This is a genomic window from Cupriavidus sp. F041 (genome assembly GCF_057814235.1).
Map to the genome: position 1 here is coordinate 391,201 of NZ_JBVASY010000003.1, position 20,210 is coordinate 411,410.

Consider the following 20,210-nt stretch of genomic DNA (forward strand, 5'->3'; position numbering starts at 1 on the left):
GGTAGCAGGTAGCTACCAGATAACCTAACCGAAAGCCGCTGCTTAACTACCGCTCCGCATCATCTAGCGCTGCGAGAGCTTTTTCCAGCAGTGCTCCTGCTGGAATGCCCAACGCTTCCGCCTTGGCATTGAATCGGGCGATCGTGTCCGCGGTCGCCTTGATATTGATTTGCTGGTTACGGCCGGTCGTATAACGCCGGCGGCGTTTCACTGTCTGTGGCTGGGTTGTCGGCCGCGACTCAGGAGGTTTCGGCTCTCGGCTGACGAAACCGTTCTCGTTTGCCATCTTCTCAACATCGGCACGGCCTGACCGCGGCTTCTTTTCTTTTGCCGGCTCGATCTCGAATGCATCGAGGGCTGCCAGGGGATCCACTCGGGTCATGCTGCGCCCTCCTCTGCCGTTTGTGTACGGGCCTTCAGTAACAGCCCAATGAGTTCACCCGCGAAAGCCTCCGCATTCTCGATTGCCTTCTCGACATTTGATACCTCTGACCGCCCTAGTTTGTCGAGCGTCTGCCGATACGAGAACATCGCTTTAAAGGCTGCGCGCTCATTCAATTCAGTGACGAAGACGGGAATCCCTGCCGCTGCGAAGCTCTTCCGGATATGGGCTGTGTCCCTACTCTGAATGGCCACAGACGTTCTCGTGAAGAGAACGGCGTATGGGAGCTTGTAGTCTGGCTTGTGTTTTTGGATACCGCGCTCATGCGCGCGGATCAGCCGAAATGCCCTGCCGGCCTGCTCTGCGTCGAGCTGAGACCCTTGCGTTGGGACGACCACAAAATCTGCCTCGTTGATAGCATGGGCGACGATTGTCGCAGCTGTCCCTTCCAGGTCAACGATCACGAAGGCAGATTTTCTGGCCGCCTCTTCAATGCTGTCCGCGATTGTCTCTTCTGTCACGTCGGAGACGACGCCCAAACTCGGAGGCGCGGCACCATCCTGCGCCCAGGTCTTGACGGGATGATTCGGATCGGCATCGATAATGGTGACGCTTTTGCCGCGCAGGGCAATCTGCGTCGCAAGAACCAACGCAGAGGTGGTTTTTCCTGCGCCACCCTTCGGGCTTACAAACACGACTGTTGGCATATGAGTCCTCGACTGTACTGTTGCCTACCTGGAGTGCGCTCGCAGTGCTCGAGATAAGTAAACGGCGATCGGATACCATTTAAGTAGCCGAAATATACTAGGTAGCTACCACGCTATCAAGATGGTAGCTGTTTAGTATCACTTGACTGTGGCCTTTGCGCGACGAAGAAATGGCTGTCGCTCAGCTTAGTCGGCGGTGTGGGGGCTGAAGGTCCCCGGGATGGACGGTGTCCCCTGCCAAAGGGCATTTGAATTGCCCCACGGTAGCTATCAGCTTTCTCAGCTACCAGATAGCTATCCGTTGAACTCGCCTGCAAAATCTCTATCAGCTACGTTTGCGGATTTCATCTAGCTACCCGAGATGATGATCGGACGCTTGGAGGTAGCTGATAGCTACGTCCACAGGCGGTTTCGATTGGATAGCTATCTAGCAGCCGAGTTCGCTGCCCTCGCTGCCATTCCCGGGAGCCGGTAAATGGCGCATATCGGCTTGGCGTTCCGGAGAGCCATCTAAGCTGAGAAAGTTGATAGCTACTACCACAAGCGGATTCGACTTGACCGATGAAACGGGTAACTATCTGATAGTCGATTTGCACGCCCACGCTGCCATCGCGAGGTGCCCGGGGGGCGCGGACTACCGGCTTGCCTTCTAGGCTAGCTATCTAGTAGCTGAGAGGGTAGCTGATAGCTACTGCCACAGGGGGTTTTTGACCGACTCCAACGTTGCCATTACCTGGAGCCGGGGAGCGTGCATACCGGCTTGGCTTCGAGCTAGCTATCTGGTAGCTGAGAGGGTAGCTGAGAGGGTAGCTGAGAGGGTAGCTGATAGCTACTGCCACAGGGATTTTGACTGACCCCTCGCGCTGCCATTACCAGGGCCGGGGAGTGCGCATATCAGCTTGGCTTCGAGGGTAGCTATCTAGTAGCTGAGAGGGTAGCTGATAGCTACTGCCACAGGGATTTTGACTGACCCCTCGCGCTGCCATTACCAGGGCCGGGGAGTGCGCATATCAGCTTGGCTTCGAGGGTAGCTATCTAGTAGCTGAGAGGGTAGCTGATAGCTACTCCCACAGGGGTTTTTGACCGACTCCAACGGTGCTATTACCAGGAGCCGGGGAGCGCGCATACCGGCTTGGCTTCGAGGGTAGCTATCTGGTAGCTGAGAGGGTAGCTGATAGCTACTGCCACAGGGTTTTTGACTGCCCCACGCTGCCATTACCAGGAGCCGGGGAGCGCGCATATCGACTTAGCTTCGAGGGTAGCTATCTAGTAGCTGAGAGGGTAGCTGATAGCTACCGCTACAGGGTTTTTGACTACCCCCCACGCTGCCATTACCAGGGCCGGGGAGTGCGCATATCAGCTTGACGCTATCCAAGCTTGACTTCAAGGCTAGCTGTCTAGTATCTGATAGCTACCACTACAGGGCTTTTGACTGACCCCTCGCGCTGCCATTACCAGGGCCGGGGAGTGCGCATATCAGCTTGGCTTCGAGGGTAGCTATCTAGTAGCTGAGAGGGTAGCTGATAGCTACCGCTACAGGGTTCTTGACTGCCCCCCACGCTGCCATTACCAGGGCCGGGGAGCGAGCATATCGACTTGGCTTCGAGGGTAGCTATCTAGTAGCTGAGAGGGTAGCTGATAGCTACCGCTACAGGGTTTTTGACTGCCCCCCACGCTGCCATTACCAGGGCCGGGGAGTGCGCGTATCAGCTTGACTTCGAGGGTAGCTATCTAGTAGCTGACAGGGTAGCTGATAGCTACCGCTACAGGGTTTTTGACTGCCCCCCACGCTGCCATTACCAGGAGCCGGGGAGCGCGCATATCGACTTGGCTTCGAGGTAGCTATCTAGTAGCTGAGAGGGTAGCTGATAGCTACCGCTACAGGGTTTTTGACTGCCCCCCACGCTGCGGCCATTACCAGGGCCGGGGAGCGCGCATATCAGCTTGGCTTCAAGGCTAGCTAGTATCTGATCGCTACCACCACAGGGGCTTTTGACTGACCCCTCACGCTGCCATTACCAGCGCCGGGGCGCGCGCATATCGACTTGGCTTCGAGGCTAGCTATCTGGTAGCTGAGAGGGGAACTGATAGCTACTGCCACAGGGGGCTTTTGACCGACCCCAACGTTGCCATTGCCAGGAGCCGGGGAGCGTGCATACCGGCTTGGCTTCGAGGCTAGCTATCTAGTATCTGATAGCTACCGCCACAGGGTTTTTGACTGACCCCTCGCGCTGCCATTACCAGGGCCGGGGAGTGCGCATATCAGCTTGGCTTCGAGGGTAGCTATCTGGTAGCTGAGAGGGCAGCTGACCACGAGACGATGCCGTGATTCCTGAGCGTCGCGGGTCACGCTGCGTTCTGGGAGGTGGCAGGCAACTATCTAGCGCTCTTTTGGAGCAACAGTTTCGCTTGGCCATGGAAAGTACAAGGGCGACGCGTAAGGGTATACGGGCTTCTTTCTCTATGTGTGGCAACCGCTTCAACCCTTGGTCCCGCACGCGGGGGGCGCCTGGGCATGCGGCGGCAATTGGCTGTGAGCCGGCCGGCAGCGCAGGGAACGGGGACTCGCACGAACTCCCATCGCAGAATGGGTTCGTGTGACACTGGGCCATAAACCTCCATCAGGAAAATCATAGGTAAGTGCTTGAATTGCAACAAAATTGTTCCTCTGCGATTTTGAGTCCGGCCTGATTGTATAGTAAAAGCAAATGCCGATAATTCCATACCGGCCACGGGCTGACAATATCGCGAGGCTTTCCCTGCCTAGGGCATGGAATCGACTTATCCGTGGGTGCATGTTCTCCACTACCCTTTAGGGAGACCATTCAGTATTGGCGGGCTGCAACGCACTCCAATCATCCTCCCATGAGATCCCGATCGGTATCACCCAGATGGAGTCGTTTCTATATCCTGGATGCGAAGAACCGGCCTGTCCAGGTGTTGGACCAGGGCGAGTGGTCGCGCTGGATGGCTGAAAACGAACTGATCTTCCGCCGCACGCTGTTGGAAGTCTGCGGCGTCGTGGTCACTACCCGCTTCCGCGGGGTGTCTGAGCGAGCACCTAGGGACACGCCACTGTTCGTGACTCGTGTTGTTGGGAAGGTGGCGGAAGAAAACGAGAGCTATGGGGCCTGCACGCTTGATGAGGCGTTGGAGCAACATGAACAGCTAGTGCAGAAACTCATTTGCGCAGCGCTAGATTGAGTCAGGATTTGAGCCCGCGCGAAGGTGTTCGGAATCCATATCCGCTCTCAAGGCATTCCTGCCACTTCGTAGCAAAACGTCGCACGTGAGCGGTACGCCGTTGGGAAATTCCCAATCTCGTTGAAAATTCCGCGTCATGAAACGGGATTTTCGTAACTTCTCAATAAAGCGGGGCAAACGGCGGCACGCCGCTCAGGTGGAGAGAGCGATGCGCTGTTTGAGGAGATGGGGAAGGAGGGGAATGTGATTGGTGTGTGAGATGCGGTCGGCCAGGTAGTCCCAGAACGAGATTCCCAGCTTTCGACAGGTCTTCTTCAAGCTCGAGAAGGTGTCACGGCATTGACGACCGCGTTCGCTGCGCGTGCCGCCACTGATCTTCTGCTTTTTCACGTGGTCACGAATGTCGCGTTCACTGCCGTTGGTATGCAGTGGGATCTCGGGGCGTTCGAGCACCAAGAGCAACTCGGACTTGTTCTTGTGAAGGCGTCTGAGCAAACGGTCCAGCGTCGCGTAACGGGTCTTTTGGATGAAGACTGCGTCAATGGATAGCGTCAAGCAGGATGTCCGGTTTACCGACAAACATCTTGACCGGCGCATTGACTCATCAGAACTGCAACCCGTGCTGACCTGTTGCCTCACGTAGTTTGCTACCAGTCGGATTGTCCGGCGGGAGCAGCGCAACGTGACGAGGCAAATCAGCATGACGACACGCAAGGAGTTGGTCGAAGCGCTGCGAGTGCGGTATCGCAGCGCAGCGTTCGGTGACCGGATCACGATTCTCGATGAGTTCGTGGCCCTGACTGGGTATCACCGCAAGCACGCCGTCCGGCTGCTGCGGCAGCAGGGATCCTCCGCGGCAACGAAGGCGACGCGCGAACGCAACCGGCTGTACGACGAGGCAGTACGCCAGGCGTTGACGGTGTTGTGGGAAGCGGCCGACAGGGTCTGCGGCAAGCGCCTGAAGGCGTTGATCCCGACGTTGGTTGATGCCATGGAACGGCACGGCCATCTGGACCTGGATCCGGTCATCAAGGCCAAGCTCTTTCAAGTCAGCGCAGCGACCATCGATCGCATGTTGGCCGCTACGCGTTCACACATCGACGGGCAGCGCAAACGCCGCAAAGGCGTCGGCTCGGCCATCCGACGCAGCATCCCGGTACGCACCTTCGCCGACTGGCGCGATCCGCCACCCGGCTACTTCGAGATCGACATGGTCGAACACTGTGGTGGCCCGAAGACCGACGGTGACTTCGTCCACACCCTCACGTTGACCGACATCGCCAGCGGCTGGACAGAATGCGTGGCCATGCGGACGCGCAACCAGATGCTGGTAATCGAAGGGTTCGACAAAGTGGCTGCCGATCTGCCATTCGCGATGCTTGGAGTGGACTCGGATAACGACAGCGCCTTTATGAACCAGAGTGTCTACGACTACTGCAAGGGACGTCGCCTTGAGCAGACCCGTTCGCGGGCCTACAAGAAGAACGACCAGGCCTGGGTTGAGCAGAAGAACGGCGCGGTGGTGCGGCGGTTGGTCGGATTTGGGCGCCTGAGCGGCGCCGATGCCACGAACGCTCCGGCGCAGTTGTATGCGTCATCGCGGCTGTACATCAACTTCTTCCAACCTTCGTTCAAGTTGAAGTCGAAGACGCGCGACGGCGCGCGTGTGCACAAGGTCTACTTCGCACCAGCGACGCCATGCGATCGGCTTCTGGCCCACGGTAGTGTTGAGCCTTCGATCAAAGAGAAACTGACAGCGCAGTTTAAAAGCCTGGATCCTGTGCGGCTGCTGCAAGAGATCCGGCTTGCTCAGCAGACATTGAGCGACATCGCGGCCCACGGCGTGCGTACCGAAGCGGCGCCGGCGGGCGAATCAGACGTTGCCGTCTTCCTCGCGAGCCTGTCTTCGGCGTGGATAGACGGCGAGGCGCGTCCAACGCATCGCAAGCGGCCCACCGCGAAGCACTGGTGGAGGAGTCGGGTGGATCCGTTCGCTGACGCGTGGCCGCTTGTCGAAGGGTGGTTGGTTGCCGAGCCCTCTGCGTCGGCCACCGAATTGATGGATCTGTTGGCCGCGATGGTTCCGGACGCGTATGCCAGCAAGGCACAACTGCGGACGTTGCAGCGCCGAGTCAAGGCGTGGCGTGTTGAGCGCGCGAAAGAAATGGTCCTGGGCGGCCTGCGCAAGTCCGCCGTCATGCCGACTGAAGTGTAAAGACAGTCGCAAAAAATCTGGAGGTCGAGGGGGGCCGGGCGCTTCGCGCCCGGCAAGCCATGAAAGAAGAGATGAAGAAGAAGGCAAAACGACAACAAATCGTCAGGTAACATTCCTTCGTGAGGCAACACGCCGGACAAAATGATTGTCGCCGCCCAGTCAAAGCGTTTTTGCAGTTCGGCTTTGCGCTGGATCGTCGGATTCTGCTTGTATTCCTTCAGATCCGCATAGAGCGACCAGATTTCGCTGCGCACACGGGCAATATCCTCTCGATGTAGGTCATTGAGCGGCAGCAGCTTGTGCACGAGCCGCTCGGCGTGGACCCAGCATAAGCCGTGAATCAACACATTGAACTGTCCCGCATCATCGCTGATGATGGCCAGATCCTGGGCGACGCCACGTCGCCTCAGGCTGCCCAGTAACGCCCCTTCGGTGGCGATGTTCCGGTGGCGGGTAACGTCCATGCCCAGGCTGTCCAGGTGAGACAGCCACGCACTCTGGTCGGCAAAGCTCGCGCACTCATGCTGACGCAGCCCATCCACGAACGCCTGTGGGAGCCCATGCTTTTTCATGGAGGAGAGGGCCTCGTCGTTGACCTGGTAGCCATGTCCCGCTGCGAGCAGTTCGAGGAAATTGATGCGGCTCTTCGTGCTTGTGCTTTTGAACCAGGCGAAGTGCTCGTTACCGATGTGGGTGACGTAGCCGTTGCGGCCCTGATGCCGCGTGCCGGTGTCGTCGACCGTCACATACGCCGAGAGCGCCAGCCCCGTCGACAGCAGATCCTCCTTTTCCTCGTGGAATCGCCCCTTGTCCTCCTGCAGCAGCGCATTCATCTGCCCGGACGAGATCTCGATACCCCATTCCCGCAACTGCTCGCACAGCAGCGGCTGCGTCACGTGGCAGTGATGATATTGGTACAGCACGTAACTGACCAGTGTCGCGCCAAAGTGGCTGCCGGCAACGGCCTTGGGCAGCTGCCCGGTTAGCGTTTGACCGTCCGGGGTCTGCCAGCGTGCGAGCCGGTAGCGCGTATTGTGTGTCCCCATCACGAGGTCCTGCACCACGAAATCCCGGTAGCCCTTGAACCGCGAGCCAGACGGGATCGACTCGGCCGGCTGGATGACTTGCTCGCAATCAATCTTCAGCTGCCCCGTCTTGCTCCTGGCGGGCGAACCGCGTCGTCTGGCTGGTTTGCCCTGCTGCCGATTGGAGTCGCTGGTATTGCCGGCCTCCTCATGCATACGGCTTGGTTTGAACGTCGGGCGCTTCTTCTCTCCCTTGAGCACTGCGACTTCGTCCTTCATGTGCCCCGCGTTCTCCACCAGACGATGGATGAGCTCCACCAGACCTTCACCCCAGGCCAGCAGCTTCAGCACCGCCGGCGTGAGTTCGGCCTCGGCAATGAACGGCGCAACAAGCTTCTTCTTCACGGCCGCAGTCAGGCTACGCGCGCTTTTCCGCTCTTCTCAGCTCGGCGAGTTCCTGTTCCAGTTGCTCCGTCTCCTGCTGCAAGCCATTGGCCATGTCGACCAATCCCTCAACCCATGCCAACACCTCAAGTTCTTTTGGCGTCAATCCTTCTCGCGCGATGTCCGGCGGCGTGAATTTTTGGCAAGTGGTCATGATCGGGCAGCGTGAATGGCGACGGCGAAAGTTAACATCCCCACCCAGCGTTTACAAGTGGAACGCGTTGCGGCTTGCGGCAAGCTCGCGCCGATATTTCCACGCCGACATTCCAGTCACCGGCCACGCCTCACCACCTGGTCTTGCCCCGGCTTGTTGAGAAGTTACGTTTTGTAGCACAGGCCACCTCGCACGTGAGCGACGTGGCGTGAGAGTCGGCCAGAAGGACCTTCTGCACGAGCGGGACACCCGATCTAGTAGCGAGCGCGCTGATGCCGAGGCCCAAGTGCCGGTGAGCGGTGACTACAAGCGAATGTCGAGGGCAATGTGGATGATGTGCTTACCGAACGGCTCTCGCGCCAGCATCGTCGCGCTCATGCGCTGTTCAAGCTGACCGTGGAAAACCATAGCGTGCTGTGCGGAGGCCGGCGTTCACGCACCAGTAGGACGACGATTTCAACGCGGGGCAGTCCACCGGAATGAGGATGCGCTTCGGCAGGCGGAGTTGCCGATACCCGTAATTCCTCCCGCCAATTTCGTGGCACGTTGCCCGATGGATATTGTCCAGGTCGCGATCACACTAGGCCGATGTGATCGGGAGTTGATTGCCATCCCGACGGCGCCCATTACCAAGGCACGCCTCCCTTTCGGGGAGCTGGCTTTGCGCCCTTGGGTGACGATGTGGCCGCCAAAGCCAAACGCCTGGGCGTCGCCTAGGTGTGCCGGACCACGCGCTTGCCGACCCCGTCAATGGTATCGTCGAAATTGCGGGGCCGAAACGGGAGCGGACGATGGCGTAGGGATGGCGGTTGCCAAATATCACGCCGATGATTCAGTGGCGCGCGAGCGTCCGATCGACGCCTGGCGCGGGACCACTGCACCTAGTGAAGCTTGGGTCGATGCGCCACACCAAAACGCACCGACAAATCTTCGAGACGCTTGTCCAGTGTCCATAGTTGCGCACCTGGTGTGATCAGAGCGGAAGCCAGCAATGAAATGTCCACTAGGCCACAACCTAGCCCATACAATTTTTCGTGTTCGATAAACGCCATTACCTCTGCAAGGCTCGCCTGCTTGGCAGGCTGCAACAGTCCAATGTCCCCGAGTGTCCGAGTACGTGGTGCTGGAGGCGTCCCGCAAGCCAATTCAACCACGACCATAGGGTGGGTCAGTGCTTGATCCGATAGGATCAAATTGACCAATGCGTCATTGCGGTTCCTAAAATGATCTACCCATACTGAGGCATCGACGAGTACGCTCATTTAGCTTGAGGCTCCATACGGCGACGCGGCACATCTTGCATGTCTGGAGCGGTGCCACCGAGGGCCGCGAGGCGCTTGGCCGCTTGTACCCGGACGAAAGTCTTAATCGCTTCCCGAAAGAGGTCAGATTTGTCCATGCTGGGGTCGGCCACCTCTAGCGCCTGTTCATAGAGGGCGTCGTCGATTGTGACGGTAGTGCGCATAACGTGCTCCTTGCCTCAAAATTGATGTAAGTTTGCACCAAAAACAGCATCTCGGCAAGGCGCGCGAAGCATGGCGTTTTTCGCAGTTGCACGCATGTGGGGCGGCAGTAATGGCCAGATGCAGCCCGTAGGCATGGGACAGCAACACGGCATGGGCCGCCCGCGCGCGGCGAGCATACCGAAGCCGTTGAGCGCAAGCTGCTCGATGTCATCGAACTCCTGTACCGCGCAAGTCGTCCTGAACGTCGCGGCCGCGACCGGCAATGCAGCGCAGCGCTTTCGGGACCTCATATCGCCTCCAACATGGAATGTCGAAGCCCGTGGCACTCGTCGCGCCTCTTCCGCTCGACGCGCATGCGTCTTATCCCTTCGTGGAGATTTCCAGAAAATGCTTGCTCGGATCCTCGAAATAGATTCTGCGGCAGGCATCGTTCGTGCTGACCTCGCCGGGGCGGCGGCGGTATGGGTCCGATCAGTACACCAGATTGCGCGCCACGATTTGGGCGAGGCTTTGCTCGAATTCGACGTCGCTGGTCAGAAAGGCAAAGTGCTGCAGGGCAACATCGCCTTCCGCGTCCATGAAGCCCAGGGTGACATCGTTGCCCAGCCGTACGGCAAGAAACGGCCCGAAGGGCATGGCCACGGGACGTCCGAGGATCTCGCAGAGGAAGTCGGCGGACACCTTCTTGTCATGAGAAAAGACGATGGTGTGGTTGAGCTGGATGGCCATGTCGCACCCGACGAACCACAGCGGAAGTGTAGTTGAGTACTGTCTTGTCGTATGTCTGGTACGTCGCATAAGGCGCTTCGTAACGTGCGCGTTGGGAATATACCAGTGCAACATTGACCGTCTGGGACACCCGTCCTTGAGTTGGGCGCATGTCGTCTGCTTGCGTGCACTCGAAGTAGCAGGGTAACGAAATCAGCGGCCTCAAGGCTTTGGCCTGACAATAGTTACACGGCACATTGCACTTTTTTTGGGGTGGCCTGTACTCGCCCGCGTTTTCTGCACTAACGTGTCAAGTGCGGTGGCAGGGTGCCAGGGGGAAACGTATTTAATCTTCCCATACCGCCTCCACTTCCCGCATCAAACGCCCGGCGAGGATATAGTCCCCCAGTTTGGACGCCTTTGCCTCCAGGCTCTCCAGCGCAGCTGTCGGCAGTCCGCTCAACTCGAACTGGCAATAGAGGTTTCGCTGCCGGAAGGTCGCTTTTGGCCGCATTAGGCCGGCAACCAATGCCGTTGGAGATTTGACTGCGACGTTCTCTTGCCCGCGATATTCCACGCGTATCCCTGCCTTCTGGCCGAGCCGACCAAGTTCGATCGCATCTTGCCAGCCAGCCTCATAGTCCAGTTCCACCACCGTCACGCCTTCTGTCCCGAGGAGTCTTAGTGCCTCCCCTTTGGTGCCAGCTCGAGCTGTCGCCATTTACTTCTCCACTCACTTTCTCGGCGCATATGGGCCAGGCCCTGCGCCCTCACAATATTGTAGCCGCCAGCGGAGCCTCGAGCTCGATGGCTTTTACGGCGATTGACGGGTGCGGGCACTGCGGAATGCGGGGGCGGACTCGGTGGCACAAGGAGAGGGGAGCTGCGATTTCGTCGCACTTCTGGAACACGCTTCATTCAGCTAGTTGGATGTTCGCCCTGGCGTTGGCATTGGCCATTCCCCCGGTGCCACGGTCACAGCGAGGGCCTTGTTGGTTTCTTGTTCAGCAATTTCTGCTTGGGGTTGCCGACTATCGGCGAAAAGCTTGTTTGTCCGTACATCATTCTGCACACTGGCTGCTTGCTCTGAATTCACTCGCTTAAATATGGGCTTAATATTACCCAGCGGACTACAAGCAAGGAGTTGGTGAAAATTCGGTGATGTGCTGTAGGATATCGAACTGTTCTTAATTGATGGAGATCGACATGGCTACCTACAAACAATTGCTGGCAGAAAAAGAAAAGCTCGAAACCCAGCTCGCTGAGGTTCGTCAAAGCGAGGTCGCTGGAGTTGTTGAGAAGATCCAGAGTTTGATGGCAGAGTACGAACTCACCGTTGAGGACTTGGCTCCGAAACGACGCCGTGGGCGCCCGGCAGCTAGCGATCAGGCTAAGGCTCCGGCAAAAGAGAAAACCTCGCTGCCGCCAAAATACATGGACCCGAAGACCGGCGCCACTTGGACCGGGCGTGGTCGTGCACCGGCGTGGCTGGGGAAGAATCGCGACAAGTTCCTGATTCCAGAGGCGTGAGCAGGAGCACCGGAATCCGTTTGCCGAGTTGAAATTCCTTGGCCTGAGGAGTTGCTGCCAAAGCTGTCTCATGGCGTTAGCGACGCGGCAATATCCCCGCATGTCTAGGTTTGCCCGCTCTCTATTCGCGCTTCTTTCATATCGCGGTATTAGTGGAGCGGGTAGTCGTTTTTGCGCGTGCTGAGCAATATAAAGGATTTTTTGCGGTCCGTCCTCGGCCTTGCTAGTGACTCCCGCGTCAGAGAAGGCGTCCCTGGGGGAAGGCTTGTAACCGGAAAGCTGATCAAACGCGGCACGCGCACCAGTATCAAGGCATCGAAGCAGTAACGCTGTTTTCCCTCTGGGGTTTAACGGGAACCTGGTAAAAAAAGGGTGTAGGCGGCAGGGTTGACGCCCACACCCTCGAGGAATGGCAACACGGGGTCACTCAAGTCGCCGTGGGTAAGTATGTTGCGTTGCAGCAGTTTCAGTACCCCGCCAATGGCGGGATTATCCAAGGGACAAAACAGTCCCCCAACAAGTGGCTGGGCTGGGCCGCTTCTACAGGAGACCTAACTGCACTCGAGGGCCTACCGCTTGCAGTGCCCCGCGATCGCTTGACCTTGTCCAATTGGGACCTGACGCGACCAGCGTACTTGCTAGTAGTAGAATCCCGCCCGCGCCGACGATCAGGTCAAAGATGATCTAGGCAAGCGGGTCGCTGTGCAAAGAGGCTGGTGGCGCCCGAAAAGCTTCCACTCCTGATGGCGCAGCCAGTGCGCCGACGCGCTGGTCAGCACCGCGGCACCGCTTTCCCACGCGGGGCCGCGTGAGCGCAGGCGCTCGGCGGCCATCCCGAACACTTCCTTCAGCATCAGGTGCAGCGCACCGCGTGACAAGGGCTTTTCCTTGCCGATGATCGGCAGCACGATGGGGCGCGCCTCGCCGGGATGCGGCGCCGGCGCGCAGACCGTGGCCGGCACCAGCCGCGTCTTGTTGCCCTTGCCGGTCACCTCCAGCCACCAGCACTCCACGCCGTCGCGGTCACGCCGGCAGAAGAAGGCGCCCATGCGGGTTTCAGCCACTTCCGCCGCGCGCAGGCCGCCGAGATACAGCACCGTGAAGAGCCAGCGGCAGCGCGCCGCGTGCAGGCGCTCGCGCTCGGTCGCACCGTCGCTCGAGCCCGGCATCGCTTTGATGGTGTACGTGACCGCCTGCCACATGGCGTGGCTGAGGTAGCGCGTGATGCGGGGCTTGGACTGGCCCCGTCGGCTGCGTGCCAGGGACAGTGGGTTGCCGGCTACGGAGACTCAAGTCTGTGGAGGAAGTCCTGCGACGCGGCCGCGAGCGCTTGCTTGCCGCAGGCGTCCGCATCAGTTGCTTTGGGTGCGCACGTATGCCTGCCGACCGGTACGACAAACGCATCTCAGTCGCTAGCGCTATCGGTCCGCTGACCCAGCGTCTGTTCGAAGAATTGCAGAAGGGCTTGCACGCGGGCGGTGCGGCCCTTGCGTGTCGGAACAAGAAGGGTGACTGGCGCACTGTCGAATTGCCAGTCGGCCAGTACACGCACCAGTGCGCCACTAGCCACCGCCTCGGCGGCATCCCATTCTGATCGCAGAACCAATCCCATACCTTTCTCGGCCCAGTGGCGAGCCACGCTTCCATCGTTAGTGGTATAGGCGGGTGCGACGCGAAGCGCCTCCCCGGGGCTTGGCCGCCGGAGCGCACGGGTTGATGCTTTTCGGACATGCCACAGTGTTACGTCCTCATCGTTCTCGCGGATGCAGATGCATGCGTGCGCCAGCAGATCGCGCGGCACCTGGGGCACCCCATGCGCGCTCAGGTAGCTTGGGCTGGCACACAGCCATCGCTCATTGGAGGCCAGCGTGCGGGCAATCCACGAAGATTCCTTCACTGTGCCTACGTGGACCACGGCGTCCGCATCGTGGCGGTCTGGCCATGGCGTCTCCCGGAGATCCAGCTGCAGCCGTAGCCCAGGATGGAGACGCGCGAAGCGCGCGAGCATCGGTGCGATACGTTGGCGACCGTAGCCAAAGGGGGCAGAGATACGGAGGATTCCAGTCAACTGCCGGTCGTCGCGCTGGAAGGATTCAGGCAGCGACTCCAATTGCCGTAGGAGGAGTTCAGCTTCGTGAGCGAAGCGCTCCCCTTCCGGGGTCAGGCTGAGGCGATGAGCGGTACGGGTGGCAAGTGCGAGTCCCAGCGTCATCTCAAGTTTGCGTAAGCGCATAGACAACGCTGGCGGGGTAACGTCGAGCGTGCGCGCTGCGGCACTGAGCGATGGCGCCCGCGCTAATGCAGATACCAGCTGCAAGTCCTCGATGCGGATCATTCAATTCAGCTTAACAATAGATTTCCAGACATTTAACCACATTGACGACCTGACTGACTACAGTGGCTTCGTATGCACCGGCACCACCTTCAGCGCGCCGACACAGGAGGACGCTGCTCGTCCCCGGGGCGCGCATTCTGTGACCGTCCAGCCTGCAACCAATTTTCCTTGCCATTCGACATGTACTTTTCCCTTCACACCGTTGACACCCCAGCAGCGATCATTGACCTGGCGCGCATGCAGCACAATATTGAGCGCATGCAGCAGCGCATGGATGCGCTGGGCGTGCGGTTCCGGCCGCATGTTAAGACCAGCAAATGCACACCTGTCGTGCGTGCCCAACTCGCGGCCGGAGCGCATGGAATCACTGTCTCCACGCTCAAGGAAGCCGAGCAATTCCTTGCCGCAGGTGTGACAGACATTTTCTACGCGGTTGGCATGGCGCCGCACCGGCTTCCACAAGCGCTGGCATTGCGCCGGCGCGGTTGCGATTTGAAGATACTCACAGACGGCATTGACTCGGCTCGGGCGATTGCCGACTTCGGCAGAGCGAACGGTGATGCCTTCGATGTGTGGATCGAGATCGACACGGACGGCCACCGCTCGGGCATCCAGCCTGAAGACTCAGCGCTCCTGGAGGTCGGGCGCGTATTGCACGACGGGGGTATGCGCCTTGGTGGCGTGTTGACCCACGCAGGCTCGAGCTACGAGCTCGATACGCCTGAGGCGTTGACGGCCTTGGCCGAGCACGAACGCGTCGGCTGCGTGCGTGCGGCGGAGCGCCTGCGTGCGGCGGGCCTTCCCTGTCCAGGGATCAGCGTCGGCTCGACCCCGACGGCTCTTGCGGCCGTGCAACTCCAGGGGGTGACCGAGGTGCGGGCCGGAGTTTACGTTCTTTTTGACCTGGTGATGAACAACGTCGGTGTCTGCACCACCGATGAGATAGCGCTTAGTGTGCTGACGACGGTGATAGGCCATCAGAGCGACAAGGGTTGGATTATCGTGGACGCAGGGTGGATGGCCATGAGCCGCGATCGAGGAACCCAGAAGCAGAGGCGGGACTATGGATATGGGCAGGTCTGCACGATAGACGGCACGGTGTTGCCAGGCTATCTGCTGAGTGGCGCTAACCAGGAGCACGGCATCGTGTCGCGCGAAGGTGGACCCGATGCGGACATCTCCCATCGCTTTCCGGTGGGCACGCGCTTGCGCATTCTGCCGAACCACGCCTGCGCGACAGGAGCGCAGTTCCCCGAGTACCGAGCGCTCGCTGAGGGCGGAAAGCTCACGACCTGGGAGCGTTTCCATGGCTGGTGAGTTGCGCGGCGACGTACGAGTCGCCACTCCGGCAGGCTTGGCCAGCGCGGCAAGCCGCTGTGGCCCCCGCATCGTTCAAGCGATGCAGGCGCGTTCAATCGCGCAGGGAGGAGACCAATCCTGACACACAAAGGAGTAGATCATTACCCGGCCGACTTGCTTGTCACGAGCAATGGCAGGAAAAGACTTTAGGAAAGATCATGAATTTCAAACGCCTCCCTCACTCTTCTTTCGTAGGTCGCATCATGCGATTCACGACCGCTTTCGCTGCTTTCGCTTTTGGTGCGGCCTGCAGTCTCACCTCGTCCGCTCAGGCGGCGGAGGACCCGTGGCCCCATAAGCCCGTCACCGTAATCGTCGCTTCTGCTGCCGGTGGATCGGGCGACGTACTGAGCCGCATTGTGCTGAGTCACCTCGCGAGAGCTACCAACGCCAACTTCGTCGTCGACAATCGCCCGGGCGCCGCAGGGAACATCGGCATGGCGATGGTCAAGCGCGCCGCGCCGGACGGGTACACGCTCGGCTATGGCAACATCAACACGTTGGCTATCAACCCGGGCCTGTTCAGCAAGCTTCCCTATGATGCGCAAAGGGACTTTGTGCCCGTGGGCCGCATGTTCTCGATCTACAACCTGCTCGTGGTTCGTGGCGACTCCCCGATCAAGAACGTCGCCGAACTGATTGCGCTGGCCAAGAAGGAGCCCGGCAAGCTGTCATACGCCGCGGCGGGTACCGGCAGCAGTGGCCACATGGGCGGTGAGCTATTCAAGAAGATGGCCGGCATCGACGTGTTGTTCATCCCGTACAACGGCGACCCGCCGTCCCTCACCGACCTCGCCGGCGGCCGGCTTGACTACACGTTTACCAATGCCTCGGTCGCATGGCCACTAGTCAAAAGCGGCAAGCTGCGCGCGCTGGCGATCACCAGCCGTGAGCGTATTCCACTCTATCCCAATCTGCCGACCCTGGACGAGTCCGGACTGAAAGGCTACGAGAACGTCTCATGGGGCGGTCTGGTATTTCCCAAGGGAACACCACAGCCGATCGTCGACCGGGTTAGCGCCGCGCTGGAAAAAGTGCTGAAGACCGATGCCTTGCGCAAGGAGCTGACCGACGCCAACGCATCGGCAGGCACCGGCACCCGCGAAGAGTTCGTGCGTTTCATCGCCAGCGAACAGAAGAAATGGTCTGGTCTCATCGAAACCGCGCATATCCCCAAACAGAACTGAGCGTCCCGCCGACCATGTCTAGCCCCCGCATTGCAATCTTAGGCTTCGCCATCGAATCGAACCGCTTTGCCCCGGTTTCCACGCGGGCCGACTTTGTGGACCGCGCTTACCTGGCCGGCGAGGCGTTGCTGGCGGATGCGCGCAGTCCCGCACCTGCCATGACGCCGGAGATCCCAGCCTTCGTCCGGCGCATGGATGCCAACGGTGCATGGATCCCCGTGCCGATCCTGTTCGCGAACGCAGAATCGGGCGGCCCGGTCGATCACGCTTTCTTCACCGAGACATTAGCCATCTTCGAGCAGGGACTACGTGCAGCTTTGCCGTTGGACGCTGTCTACATCTGTGAGCACGGCGCCGCCATTACCACCGAGGAGGATGATCCGGACGGCCTCGTTTTCGAGTTGGCGCGGTCTATCGTTGGCCCCTTGGTTCCCATCGTAGCCACCGTCGATTTGCATGCAAATGTGTCCGACCGGATGGTCGACCACGTTGACACGCTCATTTCCTATCGCCGCAATCCCCATACCGACATGGCCGAACGGGGGGCGGACGCGGCCGATGTGCTGATGGAACTGCTGCGCGGCATGCGCGTGACCGTGGCCCATGTGCGCATGCCGGTTTGCGCACCACCGACGCAGCTGTTGACCGCCCCCGGCACCGGGCCATACGCGGACATGATCCAGGCGGCAGAAGCATTCGATGATCCACGAATCGTCAATATCTCGGCCCTGGGCGGGTTCGTCTTTGGAGACACACCAAAGAATGGAATGACGGTGATCGTCTCGACCCGTAACGATGCCGAGTTCGCGCGTCAAACTGCCCTGGACCTGGTCACGCCAGCATGGGCAGGGCGGGCCGCCTTCACGCCCGAGTTGGTGCCGCTCGAACAAGCTGTGGCTTTGGCAAGCGCGGCTGGCCGCGACTCTTCACTGCACGCAGTACTCTTGGCCGATGTGGCCGACAACCCGGGTGGGGGCGGGCGCGGCAACACGCCATTCCTGCTGCAGGCGCTATTGGAAGGCGGCGTCAATTACGCGATCCTGGGGGTTGTCACGGACCCGTCACTGAGCGCCGAGGCGCAGGCGCTTGGCGTCGGCGCTTCGTTCACCGCCCGCTTCAATCGCGAGGAAACCGCCACGTACTCGTCGCCGTTCAGCGCGCCCGCTACAGTGCTGCGCTTGCATTCCGGAAAAGGCGTCGGACGGCGGGGCCAGTTGGCTGGCTGTAGCTTTAACCTGGGCCCCTCGGCCTTGCTGCAGGTTGGAGGCGTGCAGGTGGTGGTGATCAGCAACCGTCATCAATGCCACGAGCCCATGTTCTTCGAAATGTTTGGCATCGATATCGCGGCTGCGCGCACTGTGGTGGTGAAATCGCGGGGCCATTTCCGTGCCGCGTTCGACGAGTTCTTCGCGCCAGAGCAGATACTCAGTGTGGACGCCCCCGGGCTGACATCGCCGGTATTGTCCCGTTTCGACTTCCAGCGTCTGCCCGGTCCCGTTGTTCCCATTGATACCATGACAGAATGGGCGCCGCGCGTCCGCCTGTTGTACAAGCCGGAAGAAAGGCAATGAGGCTTGCGAGCCATGCAGATCGCTCGCCATTACGGCGTATGTGGATGATAGTCAACGCTTTCAACGCCAAGGTCCTCTACAATGGCGGCGACCTGTCCGCAACGGCGGACGCGCGAGCGACATCCACTCCATGCCAACGAAAAACAAACCTTCGAAGAAGGCGCCCCCGAAACCGCAGCAACCGGCGCTGACGGCCATCGTGGCGCGCATCGAGAGCATCCGCGACACGCTGGGGGCTACCGGCCAGCGCATTGCCGACTTTATCGCGCAACATCCGCAGGAAGTGATGCATATGTCGGTCAGCGAAGTGGCGGAGCGCGCCGGGGCCAGCGAGGGCAGCGTGGTCGGCCTGTGCAAGACGCTCGGTGCTACGGGCTTTCAGCAGTTGAAGATAGTGTTGGCGCAGGAGACCGTGCGGCCGGTACAAATGATTCACGAAGACTTGGAACCGAACGACAACGCTGCTGCTGTCGTGCGCAAGATTTTTCAGAGCAATGTGCAGACCCTGCACGACACACAGTCAACCCTGGATGTCGGGGCGCTGGAGCGCGCGGTACGCATCCTGAAGAAGGCTAAGCGCATCGAGATCTACGGTATCGGCAGTGCGGCAACGATTGCAGAGGATGCCCACTACCGCATGCTGCGTATCGGCCTCAACGCCAAGGCCGTTATCGATTCGCATATGCAGGTAATCAGCGCTGCGCTGACCGGGCCGGATGTCGCCGTACTGACCATCTCCCATTCCGGTAGCACGCATGAAACCGTAACTGCGACGCGGCTGGCGAAGGAGGCCGGCGCGCATACCATTTGCATCACCAATTTCGGTAAATCGCCGATCCAGGCGTTCTCCGACGTCGTGCTGCTCACGATGGCCCGCGAAACCCAGTTTCGCACAGAAGCGATGACCAGCCGCCTGGCGCAGTTGGCGATCATCGACGTGCTGATCGCGTGCCTCGCTCTAAGCGACTACGATCGCGCGGTCAAGACGATCCGCCACACCTTCGACGTACTGTCGCTTAAACGCTACTGATGTCGGGTTACAAGTGCGTGTGCCTGGTGCCCCATGTCTCAAGCAACTGCGCGGGGGTTTCCGCTTCAGCCTCAGGCCCTGTACCGAGGAGAAGATAGGACATACCCATCGCGACCGCACCCGCAGCATCGGTTGCCGGATTGTCGCCGATCATCAGTGTCTGCGACGGCTTCGCCCGCAACCGTCGCAAGCCCTCCCGAAACAGCACATCGGAAGGTTTGCCGATGATGCTCACGGGACGCACGTCGGCGCAGGCGAGTACCGCCGCCAGCAGCGTACCGGTTTCCGGCACGCGCCTGCCGTTCCCACCGGGATGGCTGAGATCGGGGTTCGTGACAATCAACCGTGCGCCGGTGCGCAGCACGTTCACCGCTAGCAGCAATTTTCGGTAATTGAAGGCGCGGTCTAGCGCCAGCAACACGACGTCCGGGTTCTGCTCCACCAGCCTGCAGCCCACCCGCTGGGCATAGCGTCGCAATACCGGGCTGCCAAGCAAATACACACGCGCGCTGGGCGAGGTTTGCCACAGCCAGTTCACAGTCATCTCGCCCGCCAGCACGAGCTGCGCGGGTGCAACGACGAGGCCCATCTTCCGTAGCTTGCGTGCCATGCCGACCGCCGTGTCGGTGGAGTTGTTCGACACGATCGCGTAGCGCCCATGCAGCGCCTCAAGCAGCGCGGCCGCACCCGGCATTGCCGCGCCGTCGCGGATCAGCGTGCCGTCCAGATCGATAAGGTAATGCCATGCTGGGTCGTGCCAAGGTGACCGCACCGCGGGCGAGAAGCCCGGAACGAGGGACGTACGATTACCCGAGGACAAGGGTCCGATATCTGTCATTGCTACATACATTGGAATTGAAATAACCAGCTCTCCACGTTTGGCTACGTCTTTA

17 protein-coding genes and 1 pseudogene are annotated in these 20,210 nt (G+C 59.9%); 7 read left to right on the forward strand and 11 right to left on the reverse strand.

What is annotated here, in order from left to right; genetic code table 11:
• Nucleotides 1-46: 46 nt before the first annotated feature.
• The gene (locus tag ACZY0R_RS40395; protein WP_488867049.1) at nt 47-382 is read right to left on the reverse strand and encodes a hypothetical protein; all 336 of its coding nucleotides are present in this window, start codon (nt 380-382) and stop codon (nt 47-49) included.
• Nucleotides 379-1,089: a nucleotide-binding protein gene (locus tag ACZY0R_RS40400; protein WP_488867051.1), complete on the reverse strand. Its 711-nt coding sequence runs from the start codon at nt 1,087-1,089 to the stop codon at nt 379-381. Before ACZY0R_RS40400 ends, ACZY0R_RS40395 begins: the two co-directional genes overlap by 4 nt.
• A gap of 2,865 nt (nt 1,090-3,954) precedes the next feature.
• On the opposite strand from ACZY0R_RS40400, the gene ACZY0R_RS40405 reads away from it, so the two are divergent.
• Nucleotides 3,955-4,293, forward strand: a complete 339-nt coding sequence (locus ACZY0R_RS40405) for a hypothetical protein (protein ID WP_488867053.1) — start codon at nt 3,955-3,957, stop codon at nt 4,291-4,293.
• Between the two features lie 192 nt (nt 4,294-4,485).
• Here ACZY0R_RS40405 and ACZY0R_RS40410 read toward each other — a convergent pair whose 3' ends face one another.
• Nucleotides 4,486-4,848: an IS66 family transposase gene (locus ACZY0R_RS40410; protein WP_488867055.1), complete on the reverse strand. Its 363-nt coding sequence runs from the start codon at nt 4,846-4,848 to the stop codon at nt 4,486-4,488.
• A 145-nt stretch (nt 4,849-4,993) separates the two neighbouring features.
• Here ACZY0R_RS40410 and ACZY0R_RS40415 point away from each other — a divergent pair, with 145 nt between their 5' ends.
• On the forward strand, nt 4,994-6,508 hold the full coding sequence (locus ACZY0R_RS40415; protein WP_488867056.1) for an integrase catalytic domain-containing protein: 1,515 nt from the start codon (nt 4,994-4,996) through the stop codon (nt 6,506-6,508).
• Nucleotides 6,509-7,951: 1,443 nt separating this feature from the next.
• On the opposite strand, the gene ACZY0R_RS40420 is transcribed toward ACZY0R_RS40415, so the two are convergent.
• From ACZY0R_RS40420 to ACZY0R_RS40440, 5 genes are all read right to left on the reverse strand, one after another.
• A complete protein-coding gene (locus ACZY0R_RS40420) occupies nt 7,952-8,131 on the reverse strand; it encodes a hypothetical protein (protein WP_488857125.1) in 180 nt (59 codons plus the stop codon).
• 881 nt (nt 8,132-9,012) lie between these two features.
• Nucleotides 9,013-9,393 carry a type II toxin-antitoxin system VapC family toxin gene (locus ACZY0R_RS40425; RefSeq protein WP_488867058.1) on the reverse strand — a complete coding sequence of 127 codons (381 nt, stop codon included), beginning with the start codon at nt 9,391-9,393 and terminating at the stop codon, nt 9,013-9,015.
• Nucleotides 9,390-9,596 (reverse strand): type II toxin-antitoxin system VapB family antitoxin, encoded by a 207-nt coding sequence (locus tag ACZY0R_RS40430; RefSeq protein WP_488867060.1) that lies wholly within the window; start codon nt 9,594-9,596, stop codon nt 9,390-9,392. The genes ACZY0R_RS40425 and ACZY0R_RS40430 overlap by 4 nt, the downstream gene beginning before the upstream one ends.
• A 472-nt stretch (nt 9,597-10,068) precedes the next feature.
• Entirely contained in the window at nt 10,069-10,326 is a 258-nt protein-coding gene (locus tag ACZY0R_RS40435) for a VOC family protein (protein ID WP_488867062.1), read from the reverse strand.
• 325 nt (nt 10,327-10,651) lie between these two features.
• Nucleotides 10,652-11,026 carry a PHA-granule associated protein 4 gene (locus ACZY0R_RS40440; protein WP_488867064.1) on the reverse strand — a complete coding sequence of 125 codons (375 nt, stop codon included), beginning with the start codon at nt 11,024-11,026 and terminating at the stop codon, nt 10,652-10,654.
• A gap of 485 nt (nt 11,027-11,511) precedes the next feature.
• On the opposite strand from ACZY0R_RS40440, the gene ACZY0R_RS40445 reads away from it, so the two are divergent.
• On the forward strand, nt 11,512-11,835 hold the full coding sequence (locus ACZY0R_RS40445) for an H-NS histone family protein (RefSeq protein ID WP_488867066.1): 324 nt from the start codon (nt 11,512-11,514) through the stop codon (nt 11,833-11,835).
• Between the two features lie 743 nt (nt 11,836-12,578).
• On the opposite strand, the pseudogene ACZY0R_RS40450 reads toward ACZY0R_RS40445, so the two are convergent.
• Both ACZY0R_RS40450 and ACZY0R_RS40455 read right to left on the reverse strand, forming a co-directional pair.
• Nucleotides 12,579-13,118, reverse strand: a pseudogene (locus tag ACZY0R_RS40450) (integrase); the annotation flags it as partial.
• 122 nt (nt 13,119-13,240) lie between these two features.
• Nucleotides 13,241-14,170, reverse strand: a complete 930-nt coding sequence (locus ACZY0R_RS40455; protein ID WP_488867068.1) for a LysR family transcriptional regulator — start codon at nt 14,168-14,170, stop codon at nt 13,241-13,243.
• Between the two features lie 180 nt (nt 14,171-14,350).
• On the opposite strand from ACZY0R_RS40455, the gene ACZY0R_RS40460 reads away from it, so the two are divergent.
• From ACZY0R_RS40460 to ACZY0R_RS40475, 4 genes are all read left to right on the forward strand, one after another.
• Nucleotides 14,351-15,487: a DSD1 family PLP-dependent enzyme gene (locus ACZY0R_RS40460; RefSeq protein WP_488867332.1), complete on the forward strand. Its 1,137-nt coding sequence runs from the start codon at nt 14,351-14,353 to the stop codon at nt 15,485-15,487.
• 200 nt (nt 15,488-15,687) lie between these two features.
• Nucleotides 15,688-16,716 (forward strand): Bug family tripartite tricarboxylate transporter substrate binding protein, encoded by a 1,029-nt coding sequence (locus ACZY0R_RS40465; protein WP_488867070.1) that lies wholly within the window; start codon nt 15,688-15,690, stop codon nt 16,714-16,716.
• A 14-nt stretch (nt 16,717-16,730) separates the two neighbouring features.
• On the forward strand, nt 16,731-18,287 hold the full coding sequence (locus ACZY0R_RS40470; RefSeq protein ID WP_488867072.1) for a M81 family metallopeptidase: 1,557 nt from the start codon (nt 16,731-16,733) through the stop codon (nt 18,285-18,287).
• Nucleotides 18,288-18,483: 196 nt separating this feature from the next.
• Nucleotides 18,484-19,317 carry a MurR/RpiR family transcriptional regulator gene (locus ACZY0R_RS40475; protein ID WP_488867334.1) on the forward strand — a complete coding sequence of 278 codons (834 nt, stop codon included), beginning with the start codon at nt 18,484-18,486 and terminating at the stop codon, nt 19,315-19,317.
• A gap of 7 nt (nt 19,318-19,324) precedes the next feature.
• Here the strand turns inward: ACZY0R_RS40475 and ACZY0R_RS40480 are convergent, their stop codons facing one another.
• Complete coding sequence (locus tag ACZY0R_RS40480) at nt 19,325-20,155, reverse strand: HAD-IIA family hydrolase (RefSeq protein WP_488867074.1); 831 nt, start codon at nt 20,153-20,155, stop codon at nt 19,325-19,327.
• Nucleotides 20,156-20,210: the final 55 nt, after the last annotated feature.

What these genes read in the sequence shown, in the direction of transcription:
- ACZY0R_RS40395 (WP_488867049.1), bottom strand. Translation starts at nt 382, where the DNA reads ATGACCCGAGTGGATCCCCTGGCAGCCCTCGATGCATTCGAGATCGAG.
- ACZY0R_RS40400 (WP_488867051.1), bottom strand. Translation starts at nt 1,089, where the DNA reads ATGCCAACAGTCGTGTTTGTAAGCCCGAAGGGTGGCGCAGGAAAAACC.
- ACZY0R_RS40405 (WP_488867053.1), top strand. Translation starts at nt 3,955, where the DNA reads ATGAGATCCCGATCGGTATCACCCAGATGGAGTCGTTTCTATATCCTG.
- ACZY0R_RS40415 (WP_488867056.1), top strand. Translation starts at nt 4,994, where the DNA reads ATGACGACACGCAAGGAGTTGGTCGAAGCGCTGCGAGTGCGGTATCGC.
- ACZY0R_RS40420 (WP_488857125.1), bottom strand. Translation starts at nt 8,131, where the DNA reads ATGACCACTTGCCAAAAATTCACGCCGCCGGACATCGCGCGAGAAGGA.
- ACZY0R_RS40425 (WP_488867058.1), bottom strand. Translation starts at nt 9,393, where the DNA reads ATGAGCGTACTCGTCGATGCCTCAGTATGGGTAGATCATTTTAGGAAC.
- ACZY0R_RS40430 (WP_488867060.1), bottom strand. Translation starts at nt 9,596, where the DNA reads ATGCGCACTACCGTCACAATCGACGACGCCCTCTATGAACAGGCGCTA.
- ACZY0R_RS40435 (WP_488867062.1), bottom strand. Translation starts at nt 10,326, where the DNA reads ATGGCCATCCAGCTCAACCACACCATCGTCTTTTCTCATGACAAGAAG.
- ACZY0R_RS40440 (WP_488867064.1), bottom strand. Translation starts at nt 11,026, where the DNA reads ATGGCGACAGCTCGAGCTGGCACCAAAGGGGAGGCACTAAGACTCCTC.
- ACZY0R_RS40445 (WP_488867066.1), top strand. Translation starts at nt 11,512, where the DNA reads ATGGCTACCTACAAACAATTGCTGGCAGAAAAAGAAAAGCTCGAAACC.
- ACZY0R_RS40455 (WP_488867068.1), bottom strand. Translation starts at nt 14,170, where the DNA reads ATGATCCGCATCGAGGACTTGCAGCTGGTATCTGCATTAGCGCGGGCG.
- ACZY0R_RS40460 (WP_488867332.1), top strand. Translation starts at nt 14,351, where the DNA reads ATGTACTTTTCCCTTCACACCGTTGACACCCCAGCAGCGATCATTGAC.
- ACZY0R_RS40465 (WP_488867070.1), top strand. Translation starts at nt 15,688, where the DNA reads ATGAATTTCAAACGCCTCCCTCACTCTTCTTTCGTAGGTCGCATCATG.
- ACZY0R_RS40470 (WP_488867072.1), top strand. Translation starts at nt 16,731, where the DNA reads ATGTCTAGCCCCCGCATTGCAATCTTAGGCTTCGCCATCGAATCGAAC.
- ACZY0R_RS40480 (WP_488867074.1), bottom strand. Translation starts at nt 20,155, where the DNA reads ATGACAGATATCGGACCCTTGTCCTCGGGTAATCGTACGTCCCTCGTT.